This window comes from Streptomyces capillispiralis, assembly GCF_007829875.1.
In the GTDB taxonomy this organism is placed as follows: domain Bacteria; phylum Actinomycetota; class Actinomycetes; order Streptomycetales; family Streptomycetaceae; genus Streptomyces; species Streptomyces capillispiralis.
The window spans coordinates 6,830,596-6,843,406 of record NZ_VIWV01000001.1 but is presented as its reverse complement, the minus strand read 5'-3'; the positions used below and the strand labels follow the sequence as shown (position 1 = coordinate 6,843,406).

Annotated in this window: 15 protein-coding genes; 6 read left to right on the top strand and 9 right to left on the bottom strand. The window is 75.2% G+C overall.

Annotated features, from left to right (window positions below):
• The first annotated feature begins 144 nt into the window (after positions 1 to 144).
• Positions 145 to 1,353: a metal-dependent hydrolase family protein gene (locus FHX78_RS30065; RefSeq protein ID WP_145870528.1), complete on the top strand. Its 1,209-nt coding sequence runs from the start codon at positions 145 to 147 to the stop codon at positions 1,351 to 1,353.
• 490 nt (positions 1,354 to 1,843) lie between these two features.
• Here FHX78_RS30065 and FHX78_RS30060 read toward each other — a convergent pair whose 3' ends face one another.
• The 3 genes from FHX78_RS30060 to FHX78_RS30050 are packed head-to-tail and all read right to left on the bottom strand — an operon-like array spanning position 1,844 to position 3,815.
• Positions 1,844 to 2,470: a YigZ family protein gene (locus tag FHX78_RS30060; protein ID WP_145870527.1), complete on the bottom strand. Its 627-nt coding sequence runs from the start codon at positions 2,468 to 2,470 to the stop codon at positions 1,844 to 1,846.
• A 41-nt stretch (positions 2,471 to 2,511) separates the two neighbouring features.
• Positions 2,512 to 3,054, bottom strand: a complete 543-nt coding sequence (locus tag FHX78_RS30055) for a SixA phosphatase family protein (protein WP_145870526.1) — start codon at positions 3,052 to 3,054, stop codon at positions 2,512 to 2,514.
• Positions 3,051 to 3,815 (bottom strand): hypothetical protein, encoded by a 765-nt coding sequence (locus FHX78_RS30050; protein ID WP_145872216.1) that lies wholly within the window; start codon positions 3,813 to 3,815, stop codon positions 3,051 to 3,053. Before FHX78_RS30050 ends, FHX78_RS30055 begins: the two co-directional genes overlap by 4 nt.
• 162 nt (positions 3,816 to 3,977) lie before the next feature.
• On the opposite strand from FHX78_RS30050, the gene FHX78_RS30045 reads away from it, so the two are divergent.
• Positions 3,978 to 4,388, top strand: a complete 411-nt coding sequence (locus FHX78_RS30045; RefSeq protein ID WP_145870525.1) for a CoA-binding protein — start codon at positions 3,978 to 3,980, stop codon at positions 4,386 to 4,388.
• A gap of 228 nt (positions 4,389 to 4,616) precedes the next feature.
• A complete protein-coding gene (locus tag FHX78_RS30040) occupies positions 4,617 to 5,840 on the top strand; it encodes a 4-hydroxybenzoate 3-monooxygenase (protein WP_145870524.1) in 1,224 nt (407 codons plus the stop codon).
• 12 nt (positions 5,841 to 5,852) lie between these two features.
• Here FHX78_RS30040 and FHX78_RS30035 read toward each other — a convergent pair whose 3' ends face one another.
• Positions 5,853 to 6,212, bottom strand: a complete 360-nt coding sequence (locus FHX78_RS30035; protein WP_167531887.1) for an ArsR/SmtB family transcription factor — start codon at positions 6,210 to 6,212, stop codon at positions 5,853 to 5,855.
• Positions 6,213 to 6,273: 61 nt separating this feature from the next.
• Here FHX78_RS30035 and FHX78_RS30030 point away from each other — a divergent pair, with 61 nt between their 5' ends.
• Positions 6,274 to 7,329 carry a cation diffusion facilitator family transporter gene (locus tag FHX78_RS30030; RefSeq protein ID WP_145870523.1) on the top strand — a complete coding sequence of 352 codons (1,056 nt, stop codon included), beginning with the start codon at positions 6,274 to 6,276 and terminating at the stop codon, positions 7,327 to 7,329.
• Between the two features lie 2 nt (positions 7,330 to 7,331).
• Here FHX78_RS30030 and FHX78_RS30025 read toward each other — a convergent pair whose 3' ends face one another.
• From FHX78_RS30025 to FHX78_RS30015, 3 genes are all read right to left on the bottom strand, one after another.
• On the bottom strand, positions 7,332 to 7,889 hold the full coding sequence (locus tag FHX78_RS30025; RefSeq protein WP_145870522.1) for a YbaK/EbsC family protein: 558 nt from the start codon (positions 7,887 to 7,889) through the stop codon (positions 7,332 to 7,334).
• Positions 7,890 to 7,933: 44 nt separating this feature from the next.
• Positions 7,934 to 8,506, bottom strand: a complete 573-nt coding sequence (locus FHX78_RS30020; RefSeq protein ID WP_145870521.1) for a helix-turn-helix domain-containing protein — start codon at positions 8,504 to 8,506, stop codon at positions 7,934 to 7,936.
• 178 nt (positions 8,507 to 8,684) lie between these two features.
• Positions 8,685 to 9,536 (bottom strand): acyltransferase, encoded by an 852-nt coding sequence (locus FHX78_RS30015; protein WP_145870520.1) that lies wholly within the window; start codon positions 9,534 to 9,536, stop codon positions 8,685 to 8,687.
• A gap of 114 nt (positions 9,537 to 9,650) precedes the next feature.
• Here FHX78_RS30015 and FHX78_RS30010 point away from each other — a divergent pair, with 114 nt between their 5' ends.
• Positions 9,651 to 10,184: a gamma carbonic anhydrase family protein gene (locus tag FHX78_RS30010; protein WP_145870519.1), complete on the top strand. Its 534-nt coding sequence runs from the start codon at positions 9,651 to 9,653 to the stop codon at positions 10,182 to 10,184.
• A gap of 3 nt (positions 10,185 to 10,187) precedes the next feature.
• On the opposite strand, the gene FHX78_RS30005 is transcribed toward FHX78_RS30010, so the two are convergent.
• A complete protein-coding gene (locus FHX78_RS30005; protein ID WP_145870518.1) occupies positions 10,188 to 10,838 on the bottom strand; it encodes a DedA family protein in 651 nt (216 codons plus the stop codon).
• Between the two features lie 364 nt (positions 10,839 to 11,202).
• A complete protein-coding gene (locus FHX78_RS30000; protein WP_189908632.1) occupies positions 11,203 to 11,655 on the bottom strand; it encodes a DUF4442 domain-containing protein in 453 nt (150 codons plus the stop codon).
• A 121-nt stretch (positions 11,656 to 11,776) separates the two neighbouring features.
• Here FHX78_RS30000 and FHX78_RS29995 point away from each other — a divergent pair, with 121 nt between their 5' ends.
• Positions 11,777 to 12,787, top strand: a complete 1,011-nt coding sequence (locus FHX78_RS29995; RefSeq protein WP_145870517.1) for a DUF8017 domain-containing protein — start codon at positions 11,777 to 11,779, stop codon at positions 12,785 to 12,787.
• Positions 12,788 to 12,811: the final 24 nt, after the last annotated feature.

Sequence of the window (12,811 nt, the reverse complement as noted above, 5' to 3'; positions counted from 1 at the left end):
GTCGGCCGGGCCGGGGAGGGGAGGGGAGGGAACGCGGCCCCGCCCCGGCCCCCGAGCGTCCCGGGCCAGGAGGAGCGCCCGCCCCCGAAATCCTCGGCGCGGTCTCCGGTTGCCGGTGCGCGCCCCCGGCAGAGACGAGAATCCATGATCAGGTACTACACGGCGGACCGGCTGATCACCGGTGATCGTGGCAGACGCATCCGGTACGGCGGAGTGCTCGTGGACGGGGGGCTGGTCCGGTGGGCGGGGCCCGCCCAGGAGGTGCCGCGGCATCTGCGCCGACGGAGTGAGCATGTGGACCTCGGGCCGCTCACCCTGCTGCCCGGGCTCATCGACAGCCATGTCCATCTGGCGCTGGACGGCGCGCCCGGCGCCATGGACCGGATGCGGGCGGCCTCCCCGGAGGAGTTGTACGCGCTCATGCTGCGCAACGCGGGCGAGTTGCTGTCCGCGGGCGTGACCACCGCCCGGGACCTCGGCGCGCCCGGGGGCCTGGGTGTGCGCGTGCGCGACGCGATCCGCTCGGGCCTCGCTCCCGGGCCGGCACTGGTCGTGTCGGGAGCGCCGCTGACCGTACCGGACGGGCACTGCTGGTTCATGGGCGGGGCCCACGTCGGTGAACAGGCGCTGCGGCAGGCGGTACGGGACCAGGCCGGGGCCGGTGTCGACCTCATCAAGGTCATGGCCACCGGCGGGGCGCTGACGCGGGGTTCGGCCTCGTCCCAGGGGCAGTTCACGGAGCGGGAGCTGGCGGCGGTCGTCGACGAGGCGACGCGGGCGGGTGTCCCCGTCGCCGCGCACGCGCACGGCACGGCGGGGATAGCGGCGTCCTTGAGGGCCGGGGTGCACACCATCGAGCACTGCAGCTTCCTCGACACGTCCGGCGCGATCGTCCCGGATCACGGCCTCGTGCGCCGGCTCGCCGCGGGCGGTGTTCACGTGTGTCCGACCATCAGCGTGCGCTTCACCGAGCGCTGGGACCGGCTCGCGCCCGGCCCGCTGCCCGCCCTGCCGACGCTGTACCGGCAGGGCGTCCCCATCGTCGCGGGCACCGACGCGGGCACCGACGGCGCGCCCCACCACGCCTACGTCGAGGGCCTGATCGGCATGGCCCGGCTCGGTCTGCCTCCCGCGGAGATCCTGGAGGCCGCGACGTCCCGGGCGGCCCGCGCCCTGCGCGTCGAGGCCCTGACCGGCCGGATCTCACCCGGCCTGCGCGCCGACCTCATCGCGGTCGAGGGCGACCCGCTGCACGACGTCACGGCGCTGCGGGCCCTGCGCCTCGTCGTCGTCGGGGGACGGGAGGTCCTCTCGCCGTCCGGGCCACCCTGCCCCGTCGAGTCGGTGCGGTGAGCGCGGGGCGACCCGCGAGCAGCCGAGCCGCGGGCACGGAAGTCCGCGTGCGAGCACCGGGTTCGACCGCACGAGCCGCGCCCGCGCCTCGAGCCGCCCTCCACCACCCCCGGCGACGCTTGCCTCATGCATGGTGAACCCGAACGACCCACGCCCAGGACATCGCCCGCCCCTTCCCGGGAGCTCCTCGCCCTCCGGCTGGCCTGTGCCCTGTTCACCCGGGACGCCGCGTCGGCCGCCGCCCGTCTCATGGGACTCCCCCCGGACTCCGGCCCGTCCCCGTCCCCGCCCTCGTCCCCGCCCCGTGACTCCTCCGCGTACGCCCCTGCGCTCGGCATCGGGGCGCGAGGAGTCGCCTCACGCGGCTGACGAACACCCGCACGCGACGACGGCCGACATCTGCGGCACCGCCGGGTCCGACAGCGCGGGTGCCTGTCCGGTCCGGGGTCGCCCGCCATCACCCCCGAAAAGGGGCAGGTGCGGGCGCTTCTCACGCGTCCCCGTACGCCTCTCCCCCGAGCTCGAACCCGGCCGCCCCGGCGGTCGCGTCGGCGAGCCACGCGCGGAAGGCGGGCACATCGGCGTCCGGGAGGCCGATCTCGATCGTGACCTCCTCGCCGTAGCGCACGTCCCGCACCTCGCGGCCGGTGGCGCGCAGGTCGTTCTGGACCTTGCCGGCCCGCTGGTGGTCGACGGTCACCGTGGCCAGCCGGAAGCGGCGCCGGGTGATCGTGCCGAGGCTGTCCAGCGCCTCGCCGACCGCTCCTCCGTAGGCGCGGATGAGGCCGCCCGCGCCGAGTTTGACGCCGCCGTAGTAGCGGGTGACGACGGCGACGACGTACCGCATGTCGCGGCGCAGCAGCATCTGGAGCATGGGGACGCCGGCGGTGCCGCCGGGCTCGCCGTCGTCGCTGGCCTTCTGGGTGGAGGCGTCGGCGCCGATGACGTAGGCCCAGCAGTTGTGGGTGGCGTCGGCGTGCTCCTTGCGCACTGCGGCGACGAACTCCTGTGCCTCCCGCTCGGTGGCCGCCGGGGCGAGGGCGCACAGGAAGCGGGAGCGGTTGATCTCGGTCTCGTGCACACCCGCGCGCGCGACGGTGCGGTACTCGTCCTGCATCCGGCCAGCCTATGCGCCGGCCGGATGCGGGGCCGTCCCGGCTACCGCCCGCCGCCCCGGGGCACGGTCACGTACGTCAGCAGGGCCGCGCCGGGGGCCAGGTCGCGCCAGCCCGCGCCGCGCCAGGACAGGACCGCGATCGCGGAGGTCGGGAACTTCTCGCGGACACGGTCCAGGGTGTCGTCGAGACCGTCACCGGCAAGTGTCAGGACGAGGTCCTCCAGTCCCGGGTTGTGGCCGACCAGCAGCAGCGTCTCGACCTCGGCCGGCACCTCGCGCACCACGGCCAGCAGCTCGGGGACGCCGGCGTGGTACAGGCGCGGGTCGTGGCGGACCGGCGGGGGCGTGCCCCACTCGGCGGCGGCCAGCTCCCAGGTCCGGCGTGCCCGGACGGCGGTGGAGCAGAGCGCGAGGCCGGGCAGGCAGTCGGCCTCGGCGAGCGCGCGGCCGGCGGCCGGGGCGTCCCCGCGGCCGCGCGGGGCGAGGGGACGCTCGTGGTCGGTCACGCCCTCCGGCCGGGCCGCCTTGGCGTGGCGCAGGACGACCAGGCGGCGCAGCGGTCCCGCCCCGGCGCGCTCGATCATGCCGGGGATCCCAGGTCGCGGGTGAGGTCGAGGCCGAGCAGCCGGTCGGCGTAGGCGTAGGTCTCGAAGCGGGCGCCGTCCGCCAGCTCCGGGTCCGTCTCCACCGCGCGGAGCACGCCCAGCACGGCGGGTGCGTCCAGGTCGTCCTCCCACGCGGTGCGCAGGTCCGCGCGGACCGCGTCGGGGATGGGGCGCGAGGGCCGGCGCGCCCAGTCGGCGACCGCGCGGCGCCAGCGGCCGAGGGTGTCCGCGGCGTCGGCGAGGACGGCCGGGCCGATGCTCACGGGGGTGCTCCTGGGGTGGGCGAGCAGAGCCAGACGCAGGACGGCGGGGTCGGCGCCGTCCGGGAAACCGGCTGCCTCGCCGTGCGCGGGGGCGACGGCGACCCGGACTCCGTCGGGTGTCGCGCCGCCCTCGCTCACCACGTGGAGCACCTGTGCCTCGCCGAGCGGGGTGCCGGTGTCCCCGCCGTCCTCGAAGGGCCGGACCCCGAGGGCCGCGCCCGCCGCGCGGAGTTCCGCCCGCTGCCGTTCGCCGGTGAGCAGCGCCCACACCGGCGTGCCGCCGAGTTCCAGGGCGCGCACGAGCAGGTCGGCGGTGAGCAGCACACGCAGGTTCGTCGGATCGAGCCCCTGGGTGTGGGCCTCGACACGGGTCAGCCCCCGGCGGGCGGGGGCGGCGTCCACGGGCTCGCCCGTTCGGGCGTCGGTGATGCGCAGCACGAGGCGAGCGTAGGCGCGCGAGCGGGCGTACGCAGGTATCTCGCACGCCTTTCGGGTCGCGGTGGTCGGTTCCCGGCGCCGGGCGCCCCGGCGGCCGGTACAGTCCACCGCCCCCGGGGAGCGGGCCGCCGCCGGGAATCACCGTGTCCCCCGCTTCGTTGTGGGCGGTGACAGCTCTCACACGAGTCCCGGGAGGCCGGCGTGTACGGCGACGAGGCAACGGTCCGCAAGATCCTCACCGAAGCCGGCGACACCTGGGCCGTGGTCGGCCTGTCGTCGAACCGGCGGCGCGCGGCGTACGGCGTCGCCCAGGTGCTCCAGCGTTTCGGCAAGCGGGTCGTACCGGTGCATCCGAAGGCCGAGACGGTGCACGGCGAACAGGGCTACGCCTCGCTCGCGGACATCCCCTTCGAGGTGGACGTCGTGGATGTGTTCGTCAACAGCGAGCTGGCCGGGGCCGTCGCCGACGAGGCGGTGGCCAAGGGCGCCGGCGCGGTGTGGTTCCAGCTCGACGTCATCGACGAGGCGGCGTACGAGCGGACCCGCGCGGCGGGCCTGGAGATGGTGATGGACCGCTGCCCCGCGATCGAGACACCCCTGCTCGACCGGTGACCCCGGCCCCGGGGAGGCCGCGGCGTCCGGGCGTGGGGGTCAGGGGGTCGAGGCGTCGATGGACGCGTGGTGCGCGTGGTGCGCGTCGACGCGGGATCCACCGCCGCCGGGAGCGGAGGCCCCTGGACGCGCACGCCGGGCGGGGCCCCGCGACGGCGCACCACGGCGCTCTTCCCGTCCCCTTCGGGCGCCTGACCGACAAGGGTGCCGCGCCGCCATAATGGCCCGATGAACCAGAGGGCCGACCACCCCGACTCGCGCGCGCCGCGGCATCGTTCGGTCGTGATCGTGGGTGCCGGACCCGCCGGGCTCACCGTCGGCAACATCCTGCGGGCGGCCGGTGTCGACTGTCTGGTCCTGGAGACCGAGACCCGGGGGTTCATCGAGCGGCGCCCCCGGGCTGGGGTGATCGAGGAGTGGGCGGTACGCGGCCTGGAGCGCCGGGGCCTCGCGCGCGACCTCCTGGAGCGGGCCGAGCCGCACACCGCGTGCGAGTTCCGTTTCGACGGGGAGCGCCACCGGTTCTCCTACGGGGAGCTGACGGGCGGCCACCACTGGGTCTACCCGCAGCCGTTGCTGGTGACCGACCTGGTGCGGGAGTACGTGGACGTGCGCGGCGGCACGGCGCGGTTCGGCGTGCGCGGCGTACGGCTGTACGGCCTGGACGGCGACCGTCCGTCGGTGTCCTACGTGTGCCCCGACACCGGACAGCGGGAGGTCGTCACCTGTGACTACGTGGCGGGCTGCGACGGGGCGCGCGGGGTGACCAGGGCCTGCGTCACGCCGGGGCGGGTCCGGGTGGCGCGGCACGACTACGGCATCGGCTGGCTGGCCCTGCTCGCCGAGGCGCCGCCGTCCGCCGACTGCGTGCTGTTCGGCTGCCATCCGGACGGGTTCGCCGGCCAGATGCCGCGCAGCCCCGAGGTGACCCGCTACTACCTCCAGTGCCCGCCCGGCGACGACCCGGCGAACTGGCCGCACGAGCGCGTCTGGGCGGAGCTGCGGCGCCGGCTCGAGGTCGCGGGAGCGGCCCCGCTGACCGAGGGCCCGCTGATCGAGAAGCGCGTGCTGGACATGCACGACTACGTCACCGAACCGATGGTGTCCGGGCGGCTGTTCCTCGCCGGGGACGCGGCGCACCTGGTCGCGCCGATCGCCGCCAAGGGCCTGAACCTCGCCCTGCACGACGCGTTCCTCCTCGGCGACGCGCTGGTCGCGCGGCTCACCGGGGGTGACGGCGGCGGGCTGGCCGGCTACTCGGCGGCCTGTCTGCGGCGCGTGTGGGACTACCAGGAGTTCTCGCAGTGGCTCTCCGAGCTGTACCACGGCACCGCGGCGGGCGATCCGTTCCGCGCGGGCACCACGCTGGCCCGGCTGCGCCGGCTGTTCACCTCCCCCACCGCGGCCGCCGCCTTCGCGGAGCAGTACCTGGGCACGGCCGCGAGGTACTGACGCCGCGGTCCGTCAGTCGTGGGCGGGCCGGTCGCGCAGACGGTGGTCGGCGACGCTGAGCGCCTCGTCCACCAGGCGCCGCAGATGGCCGTCGCGCAGCGAGTAGATCACCCGGCGGCCCTCCTTGCGGGTCTCCACCAGCCCGGCCAGGCGCAGCCGCGCCAGGTGCTGGCTGACCGCGGGCCGGGCCGCCCCGCTCGCCTCGGTGAGCGTGGTGACGTCGGCCTCGCCGTCGGCCAGGGCGTGCAGCAGGGCCAGCCTGGTGCGGTCGCCGAGCGGGGCGAGCAGCTCGGCCGCGAGCGCGAACTGCTCCTCGCCGGGGGTGCGTGGGTGCGCATCGTGCGCAGGTAACAGGTGCATGCGTGCGCTCATACGCACATAATGGCGGCGTGGGCGTCGTCGCGTCCACCCCGCGCACCGGAAGGGGACGATCGTGAGCGAACGGCAGCAGCACGACCACGGGGACGCACACCGTCACCGCCCCGGGCACCGGCACCACGGGGCGTCCCCGCTCCACCGCCTCGGCCATGTGCTCACCCCCCACTCCCACGAGACCGCCGACAAGCTCGACTCCGCCCTGGAGTCCTCGGCGCGGGGCATGCGCGCGCTGTGGGTCTCGCTGGCGGTGCTCGGCGCGACGGCGCTGGCGCAGGCGGTCGTGGTGGTCGTCTCCGGCTCGGTGGCGCTGCTCGGCGACACGGTGCACAACGCCGCGGACGCGCTGACCGCCGTACCGCTGGGCGTCGCCTTCGTGCTGGGGCGCCGCGCGGCCACGCGCCGCTTCACCTACGGCTACGGGCGCGCGGAGGACCTGGCGGGTCTCGCCATCGTGCTGACGATCGCGGCGTCCGCGGCCTTCGCCGGCTGGACGGCGTTCGACCGGCTGCTGGACCCGCGCCCCGTCCAGCACCTCCCGGTGGTCGCCGTCGCGGCGCTCGTCGGGTTCGCGGGCAACGAGTGGGTGGCGCGCTACCGCATCCGGGTCGGGCGGGCCATCGGGTCGGCCGCGCTGGTCGCCGACGGACTGCACGCCCGCGCGGACGGGTTCACCTCGCTGGCGGTGCTGCTGGGCGCGGGCGGCGCGGCGCTGGGATGGCGGTACGCCGACCCGGTGGTGGGGCTGGCGATCACGGCGGCGATCGTCCTGGTCCTGCGGGACGCCGCCCGGGAGGTGTTCCGCCGGGTGATGGACGCCGTGGACCCGGCCCTGGTGGACCGGGCCGAGCGGGCGCTGACGCGGGTTCCGGGCGTGCGCGGGGTGGGCGAACTGCGGCTGCGCTGGATCGGCCACCGGCTGCGCGCCGAGGTGGCGGTCGTGGTGGACGGCGGGGCCACGGTGCGCGAGGCGCACCGGATCGCCGTCGACGCGGAGCACGCGCTGCTGCACGCCGTCCCCCGGCTGACCGCGGCCCTGGTGCACGCCGACCCGGAACCGGTGCCGGGCACGGCGGACCCGCACCTGGCGCTGGCCCACCACACGGCGAGGTGACCTCAGGCCACCCCCAGCCCCTCCAGCACCACCGCTCCCGGCAGTTCGGCGAACGCCTTGCCCGGCACCAGCAGTTTGCCGCGCCGCCGGCCGCTGCCGACGAGCACGTACGGCAGGTCGACGACGGCCGCGTCCACCAGCACCGGCCAGTCGCCCGGGAGTCCGATCGGGGTGATGCCGCCGTACTCCATGCCGGTCTCCCCCGTCGCGGTGTCCATCGGGGCGAAGGACGCCTTGCGGGCGCCGAGGTGACGGCGTACGACCCCGTTGACGTCGAGCCGGGTGGTGGACAGCACGACGCACGCGGCGAGCGTGCTCCCGCCGCCGCGCCTGCCCGCCACGACCACGCAGTTGGCCGACCGCTCCAGCAGGTCCCGGCCGTAGTGCTCGACGAAGACAGCGGTGTCGGCCCAGCGCGGGTCGGTGTCGACGTGGAGGATCCGCTCGGCGGGGACGCTGCCGCTCCAGGCGCGGACCGCGGCGGCAACCGGGGCGGTGAGCTCGTCGAGGCAGTCGGGGGCGGGGGTGGCGTGGTCGAAGTCTCCGATGGGTGCGCGCATGGCCGCACCGTAACAGCCCGTCCGGCGGGGGCCGGAGGGCTGTGTCAGCGCACGGGCGGCACCGAAACGGTCATGATCATCTCCATCGGGACGTCGCCCCGGTTGCCGTAGGTGTGGGGCGTGTTGGCCTCGAAGGAGGCGCTGGCCCCGGTCGGCACCCGGTGCTCGACGCCGTCGACGGTGAGGGTCAGTTCACCGGACGTGACGTGGACGAGTTCGACCGTGCCGGCGGGGTGCGGGTCGGAGTCGCTGCTCTCCCCCGGCATCAGCCGCCAGTCCCACATCTCCAGCGGGCCGGGCGCCTCGGTGCCCGCGAGCAGCCGGTTGTAGCTGCCGCCCTCGGTGTGCCAGAGCCGCACGGCCTGGTCGGCGGGGACGACACGGACGGCGGGGCCGCGCTCGTAGTCGAGCAGGGTGGGGACGCTGACGCCGAGCGCGTCGCCGATCTTGACGACCGTGCCGATGCTGGGGTTGGTGCGGGCCTGCTCGATCTGGATGAGCATGCCGCGGCTGACGCCCGCCCGGGCCGCGAGGGTGTCCAGGGTGAAACCGCGCTCGGTGCGCCAGCGCCTGACGTTGCGCGCCAGGGACTGGGTCAGCAGGTCGAGGTCCGACAACGCGCCCTCCCCTCCCTTCCATACGGTGACTGCCGGAGTGCATTCTGCTCGGCCACGGTGTGCTGCACCCGATCGTTCACCGCACTGTACTGCGCGGCTCCCCGGTCGCCGCGCGGAACGGACCGGTCACCGGGGCCGGGCTGCCCGCCGCCCTCCACCGGCTTCGCCGGCTCCCGGGTCAGAGCCCGGCCGGCCGCGCCGCGCCGTCCCCGTGCCGGTCGGCCGGCCGGCCCGCGCTCTCCCCGTCCAGCGCGGCGAGCCGCGCCACGTCCTCGTCGTCCAGCGCCGCGAGCCGCGCGGCGCCCTCCTCGTCCAGCCCGGACAGCGCCCGCAGCTGCTCCGGGGTGACGCCCTCCGGGATCGGCACCGGCGCCGGGGTGCGCAGCGGCGGCTGCCAGCCGTCGGCGGGGGTCCAGCGGCGTACGACCCGGGCCGGGGCGCCCGCCACCACGGCGTGGTCGGGCACCGTGCCCCGGACCACCGCGCCCGCGGCCACCACCACGTTCCGCCCGACGCGCGCCCCCGGCAGGATCACGGCGCCGGTGCCGATCCAGCACCCGGGGCCGATCTCCACCGGTTCCATCCGCGGCCACTGCTTGCCGATGGGCGCGTGCGGATCGTCGTAGGAGTGGTTGGTGGAGGTGACGTAGACGTACGGCCCGAAGTAGCAGTCGCTGCCGATGGTGACGGTGGTGTCCGCGATGACGTGGCTGCCCCGGCCGAGGACGACGCCGTCGCCGATGCGCAGGATCGGCTCGGGGCCGAGGTCGAGTCCGGGCATCAGGCCCGCGGTGAGCGTGACCTGCTCACCGACGATGCAGTGCGCGCCGATCCGGATCCAGGGTTCGCCGAAGACCGTGCCGAGCGGGAAGGCGAGTCTGGTACCTGTTCCCATCGCCCCGAAGCGGAAGCGGCCGGGGTGCTCGGCGGTCACCGAGCCGGTGCGCTGCGCCCAGGCCCAGCCCGCGTGGACGGCGCGCTGGGCGAGGCGGCGCGGCCAGGACGAGAACGTGTTCTTGCGCTTGGGCACCCGCTCACCGTAGTCGGCGGGCGTGGCGCCGTCGGTCCGGCGACCCTGTGATCTTCACCCCACCGGGTTGGGCTACGGTGCGTGCTGTTCACGACGCGGGTGGAAGGGAAGGCGATGACGCACAGCGCGCTGGTCGAGGGCATCGGGGGCAAGGAGCCGCGGCTGGACGCCGGGGCGTTCGTGGCGCCCACGGCCTCGGTGATCGGGGACGTGACGCTGCACGCGGGGGCGAGCGTCTGGTACGGGGCGGTGCTGCGCGGTGACGTCGAGCGGATCTCCGTCGGCGCGAGCAGCAACGTGCAGGACAACTGCACGCTGCACGCCGACCCCGGCCACCCCGTCACCGTGGGCGAGCGGGTCTCCATCGGGCACAACGCCGTGGTGCACGGCGCGACCGTCGGGGACGACTGCCTGATCGGCATGGGGGCCACGGTCCTCAACGGGGCGGTGATCGGCGCCGGTTCACTGGTGGCGGCGCAGGCACTGGTGCCGCAGGGGATGGAGGTGCCGCCCGGCTCGCTCGTCGCGGGGGTGCCGGCGAAGGTGCGGCGCGAGCTGACCCGGGAGGAGCGGGAGGGGATCACGCTCAACGGCACGATGTACGCGGAGCTGGCGAAGGCCCACCGCGAGGCGCACGAGGGTTCGTGACGCTCAGTCGGCGGCCGGGACCGGCTCAGGGTCGGCGCCCGGCCGCCGAGCGGTCGCCCGCGCGGCCTTGCGCCTGAGCACCAGCATCGACACCACGCCGACCAGCACGGCGGCCACCAGGCCCAGCCACGAGAACCGCTTCAGCCAGGACTCGGCGACGATGCCGACGTAGTAGATGACGGCGGTGGTGCCGCCCGCCCACAGGATGCCGCCGAGGACGTTGGCGGTCAGGAACTTCCAGTACGGCATCCGCAGCACACCCGCGAGCGGGCCGGCGAAGATGCGCAGCAGGGCCACGAAGCGGCCGAAGAACACGGCCCACATGCCCCACTTCTGGAAGGACCGCTCGGCGGTGGCGATGTGCCCCTCGCTGAAGTGCCGGGGGAAGCGGGCACCCAGCCAGGCCAGCAGGGGCCGTCCGCCCTTGCGGCCGATGGCGTAGCCGATCGAGTCACCGATGATCGCGCCGGCCGTGGCGCAGGCGCCGAGGATCACCGGGTCGATGTCGCCGTGCTGGGAGGCGAGCAGCGCGGACGAGACCAGGATGATCTCGCCGGGCAGCGGGATGCCGAGGCTCTCCAGCCCGATGACCAGTCCCACCAGCGCGTACACGGCGACCGCCGGGACGGTCTCGAGCCACTCCTGGACGTGCACGCCACTTCCTCCCGGTCCGCTGAGCCCGCGCGCGTCGTCGCGGGTCCGTGCGTGCGCCCGAGCGCGGCGCACGGGCGGGAAGCCTACCGGGTGGAGGGGCGGCGCCCGGGCAGGGCCGGCCGCCCCGCCCGTGTGCCGGCCCCGCGGGAGCCGCAGGCCGGCACCTGACGGACGCAGCGACAGGCCGGCCGGCGCCGCCGCCACCACGCCACGCCGCCGCCGGCTGCCGGCGGACTCGCGCAGGGCGTGGACCGGGCCGGCCGGCGCCCAGGGCCGGCGGCGGCCGGTCCGCCCGGAACCGGCGGGCGACGCCCCGCACCGTGCGCCCGCGCCGCCCCCGCCCCGTGTCGCGGGCCGGGGGCGGTCAGCTGTTGGGGCGCAGGGTCCAGACGACGGTCATCTCCCCGGTGACCGCGCCGTCCTCGCGGCTGATGGCGACCGTCACCGGGAACTCGGGGCGCCGGCCCGCGTCCAGTTCGGCCACGACCTCGGCGGCCGGGCGGCCGAGGGTCGCGGTGGCGGTGACCGGGCCCATCGCCAGCTTCTTGTAGGCGATGTCGGCGCGGACGGCCAGCGGCACGGCGCGCGCGAGCTGGTCGCCGAACGCGGCGAGCACGATCGCGCCGCTCGCCGACTCACCGAGGGTGAACATCGCGCCGGCGTGCGGCCCGCCCACGTGGTTGTGGAAGTCCGCCCGGTCCGGCAGGGCCACCACGGCCCGCTCGGGCGTGGTCTCCAGGAACTCCAGGCCCAGGGTGCGGGCCATGGGCACGGTGGCGGCGAGCATGTCGCCGATGGACATCTGGTCTGCGCTCATACCCGAAGGTTACCCGCGAGTAGCCTCGGCTGGCCATGCCGCGCGGCGGCCGGATTTTGCTACGTCCCCGTCAAACGGCGGTGACCCAATCGTGTCCCGCGCGCGGATAGGGTTGCTGCCCATGTGGCCAGGACAGCAGCCGCCCGGGGGCGAGCAGAACCCGCAGTCGAACAATCCGTACCAGCAGCCGGGGTACCAACAGCCGAATCCGTACCAGCAGCCCGGCTATCAGCAGCCGAACCCGTACCAGCAGCAGCCGCAGTGGGGGGCGCCGTCCACCGTGGGCACGCCTCAGCCGCCGCAGGGCGGGGGCGGCGGGAACCGGACCAAGCTGGTGGCGATCGTGGCGGCGACGGCCGTCGTCGTGGCCGCGGGTGTCACCGGGTTCCTGGTGCTCGGCGGCGACAAGGACGACGAGGCCGGCGGCGAGAAGGACGGCAAGCCGACCCCGACCGTGTCCAAGGAGACCTCCGCGGAGCCGAGCACCTCCGCCTCGGAGGGCAACCCGCGCGGCGGCGACGAGGAGAAGGCGACCATTCCGGGCTGGAAGGTCGTCGTCAACACGCGCTTCGGCACCAAGTTCGACGTGCCGGCCGACTGGGAGATCGAGACTCCCGGCACCAGCGTGGGCTTCGAGTGGGAGGAGGAGGACGGTGAGCTGGACCGCACCACCGTCACCGCCCCGGCGTACCTGAAGTCCAAGTGGTGCACGAGCGACGACAACAAGGACGGCCGCGAGGAGGACACCGCCCTCGCCACCGCCGGAACCCGCGGGGAGAACGGCGCCAAGAACGCCGACGAGGCCGCCGAGACGCGCGTGCCGTGGTGGATCTTCGGCGGTTACACCCAGCCCGACAAGAAGAGCGTCAAGTACGAGAAGCCGAAGGCGTACACCACGGCGTCCGGCATCAAGGGCAGCGTCGCCACCGCCCGCTCGGAGAACACTCCGCAGAACGGCAAGTGCGACAGCGAGGGCAAGGCGATCACCTTCGCGTTCAAGAACGGCGCCGGCAACTACGTCACCTGGAACCTGTACGGCGCCAAGGGCGTCAAGGACGAGATCCCCGACGCGACCGTGCAGAAGATCCTGAGCACGGTGCGCCTCACCGAGGAGGCCCCGACGGAGTCGTAGCGGGCCAGGGGGCTCGCACGGCAT

Bases quoted from the DNA above. Each gene is read 5' to 3' on its own strand.
- FHX78_RS30065 (WP_145870528.1), top strand. From the start codon at position 145: ATGATCAGGTACTACACGGCGGACCGGCTGATCACCGGTGATCGTGGC.
- FHX78_RS30060 (WP_145870527.1), bottom strand. From the start codon at position 2,470: ATGCAGGACGAGTACCGCACCGTCGCGCGCGCGGGTGTGCACGAGACC.
- FHX78_RS30055 (WP_145870526.1), bottom strand. From the start codon at position 3,054: ATGATCGAGCGCGCCGGGGCGGGACCGCTGCGCCGCCTGGTCGTCCTG.
- FHX78_RS30040 (WP_145870524.1), top strand. From the start codon at position 4,617: ATGAACCAGAGGGCCGACCACCCCGACTCGCGCGCGCCGCGGCATCGT.
- FHX78_RS30035 (WP_167531887.1), bottom strand. From the start codon at position 6,212: ATGAGCGCACGCATGCACCTGTTACCTGCGCACGATGCGCACCCACGC.
- FHX78_RS30025 (WP_145870522.1), bottom strand. From the start codon at position 7,889: ATGCGCGCACCCATCGGAGACTTCGACCACGCCACCCCCGCCCCCGAC.
- FHX78_RS30010 (WP_145870519.1), top strand. From the start codon at position 9,651: ATGACGCACAGCGCGCTGGTCGAGGGCATCGGGGGCAAGGAGCCGCGG.
- FHX78_RS30000 (WP_189908632.1), bottom strand. From the start codon at position 11,655: ATGAGCGCAGACCAGATGTCCATCGGCGACATGCTCGCCGCCACCGTG.
- FHX78_RS29995 (WP_145870517.1), top strand. From the start codon at position 11,777: ATGTGGCCAGGACAGCAGCCGCCCGGGGGCGAGCAGAACCCGCAGTCG.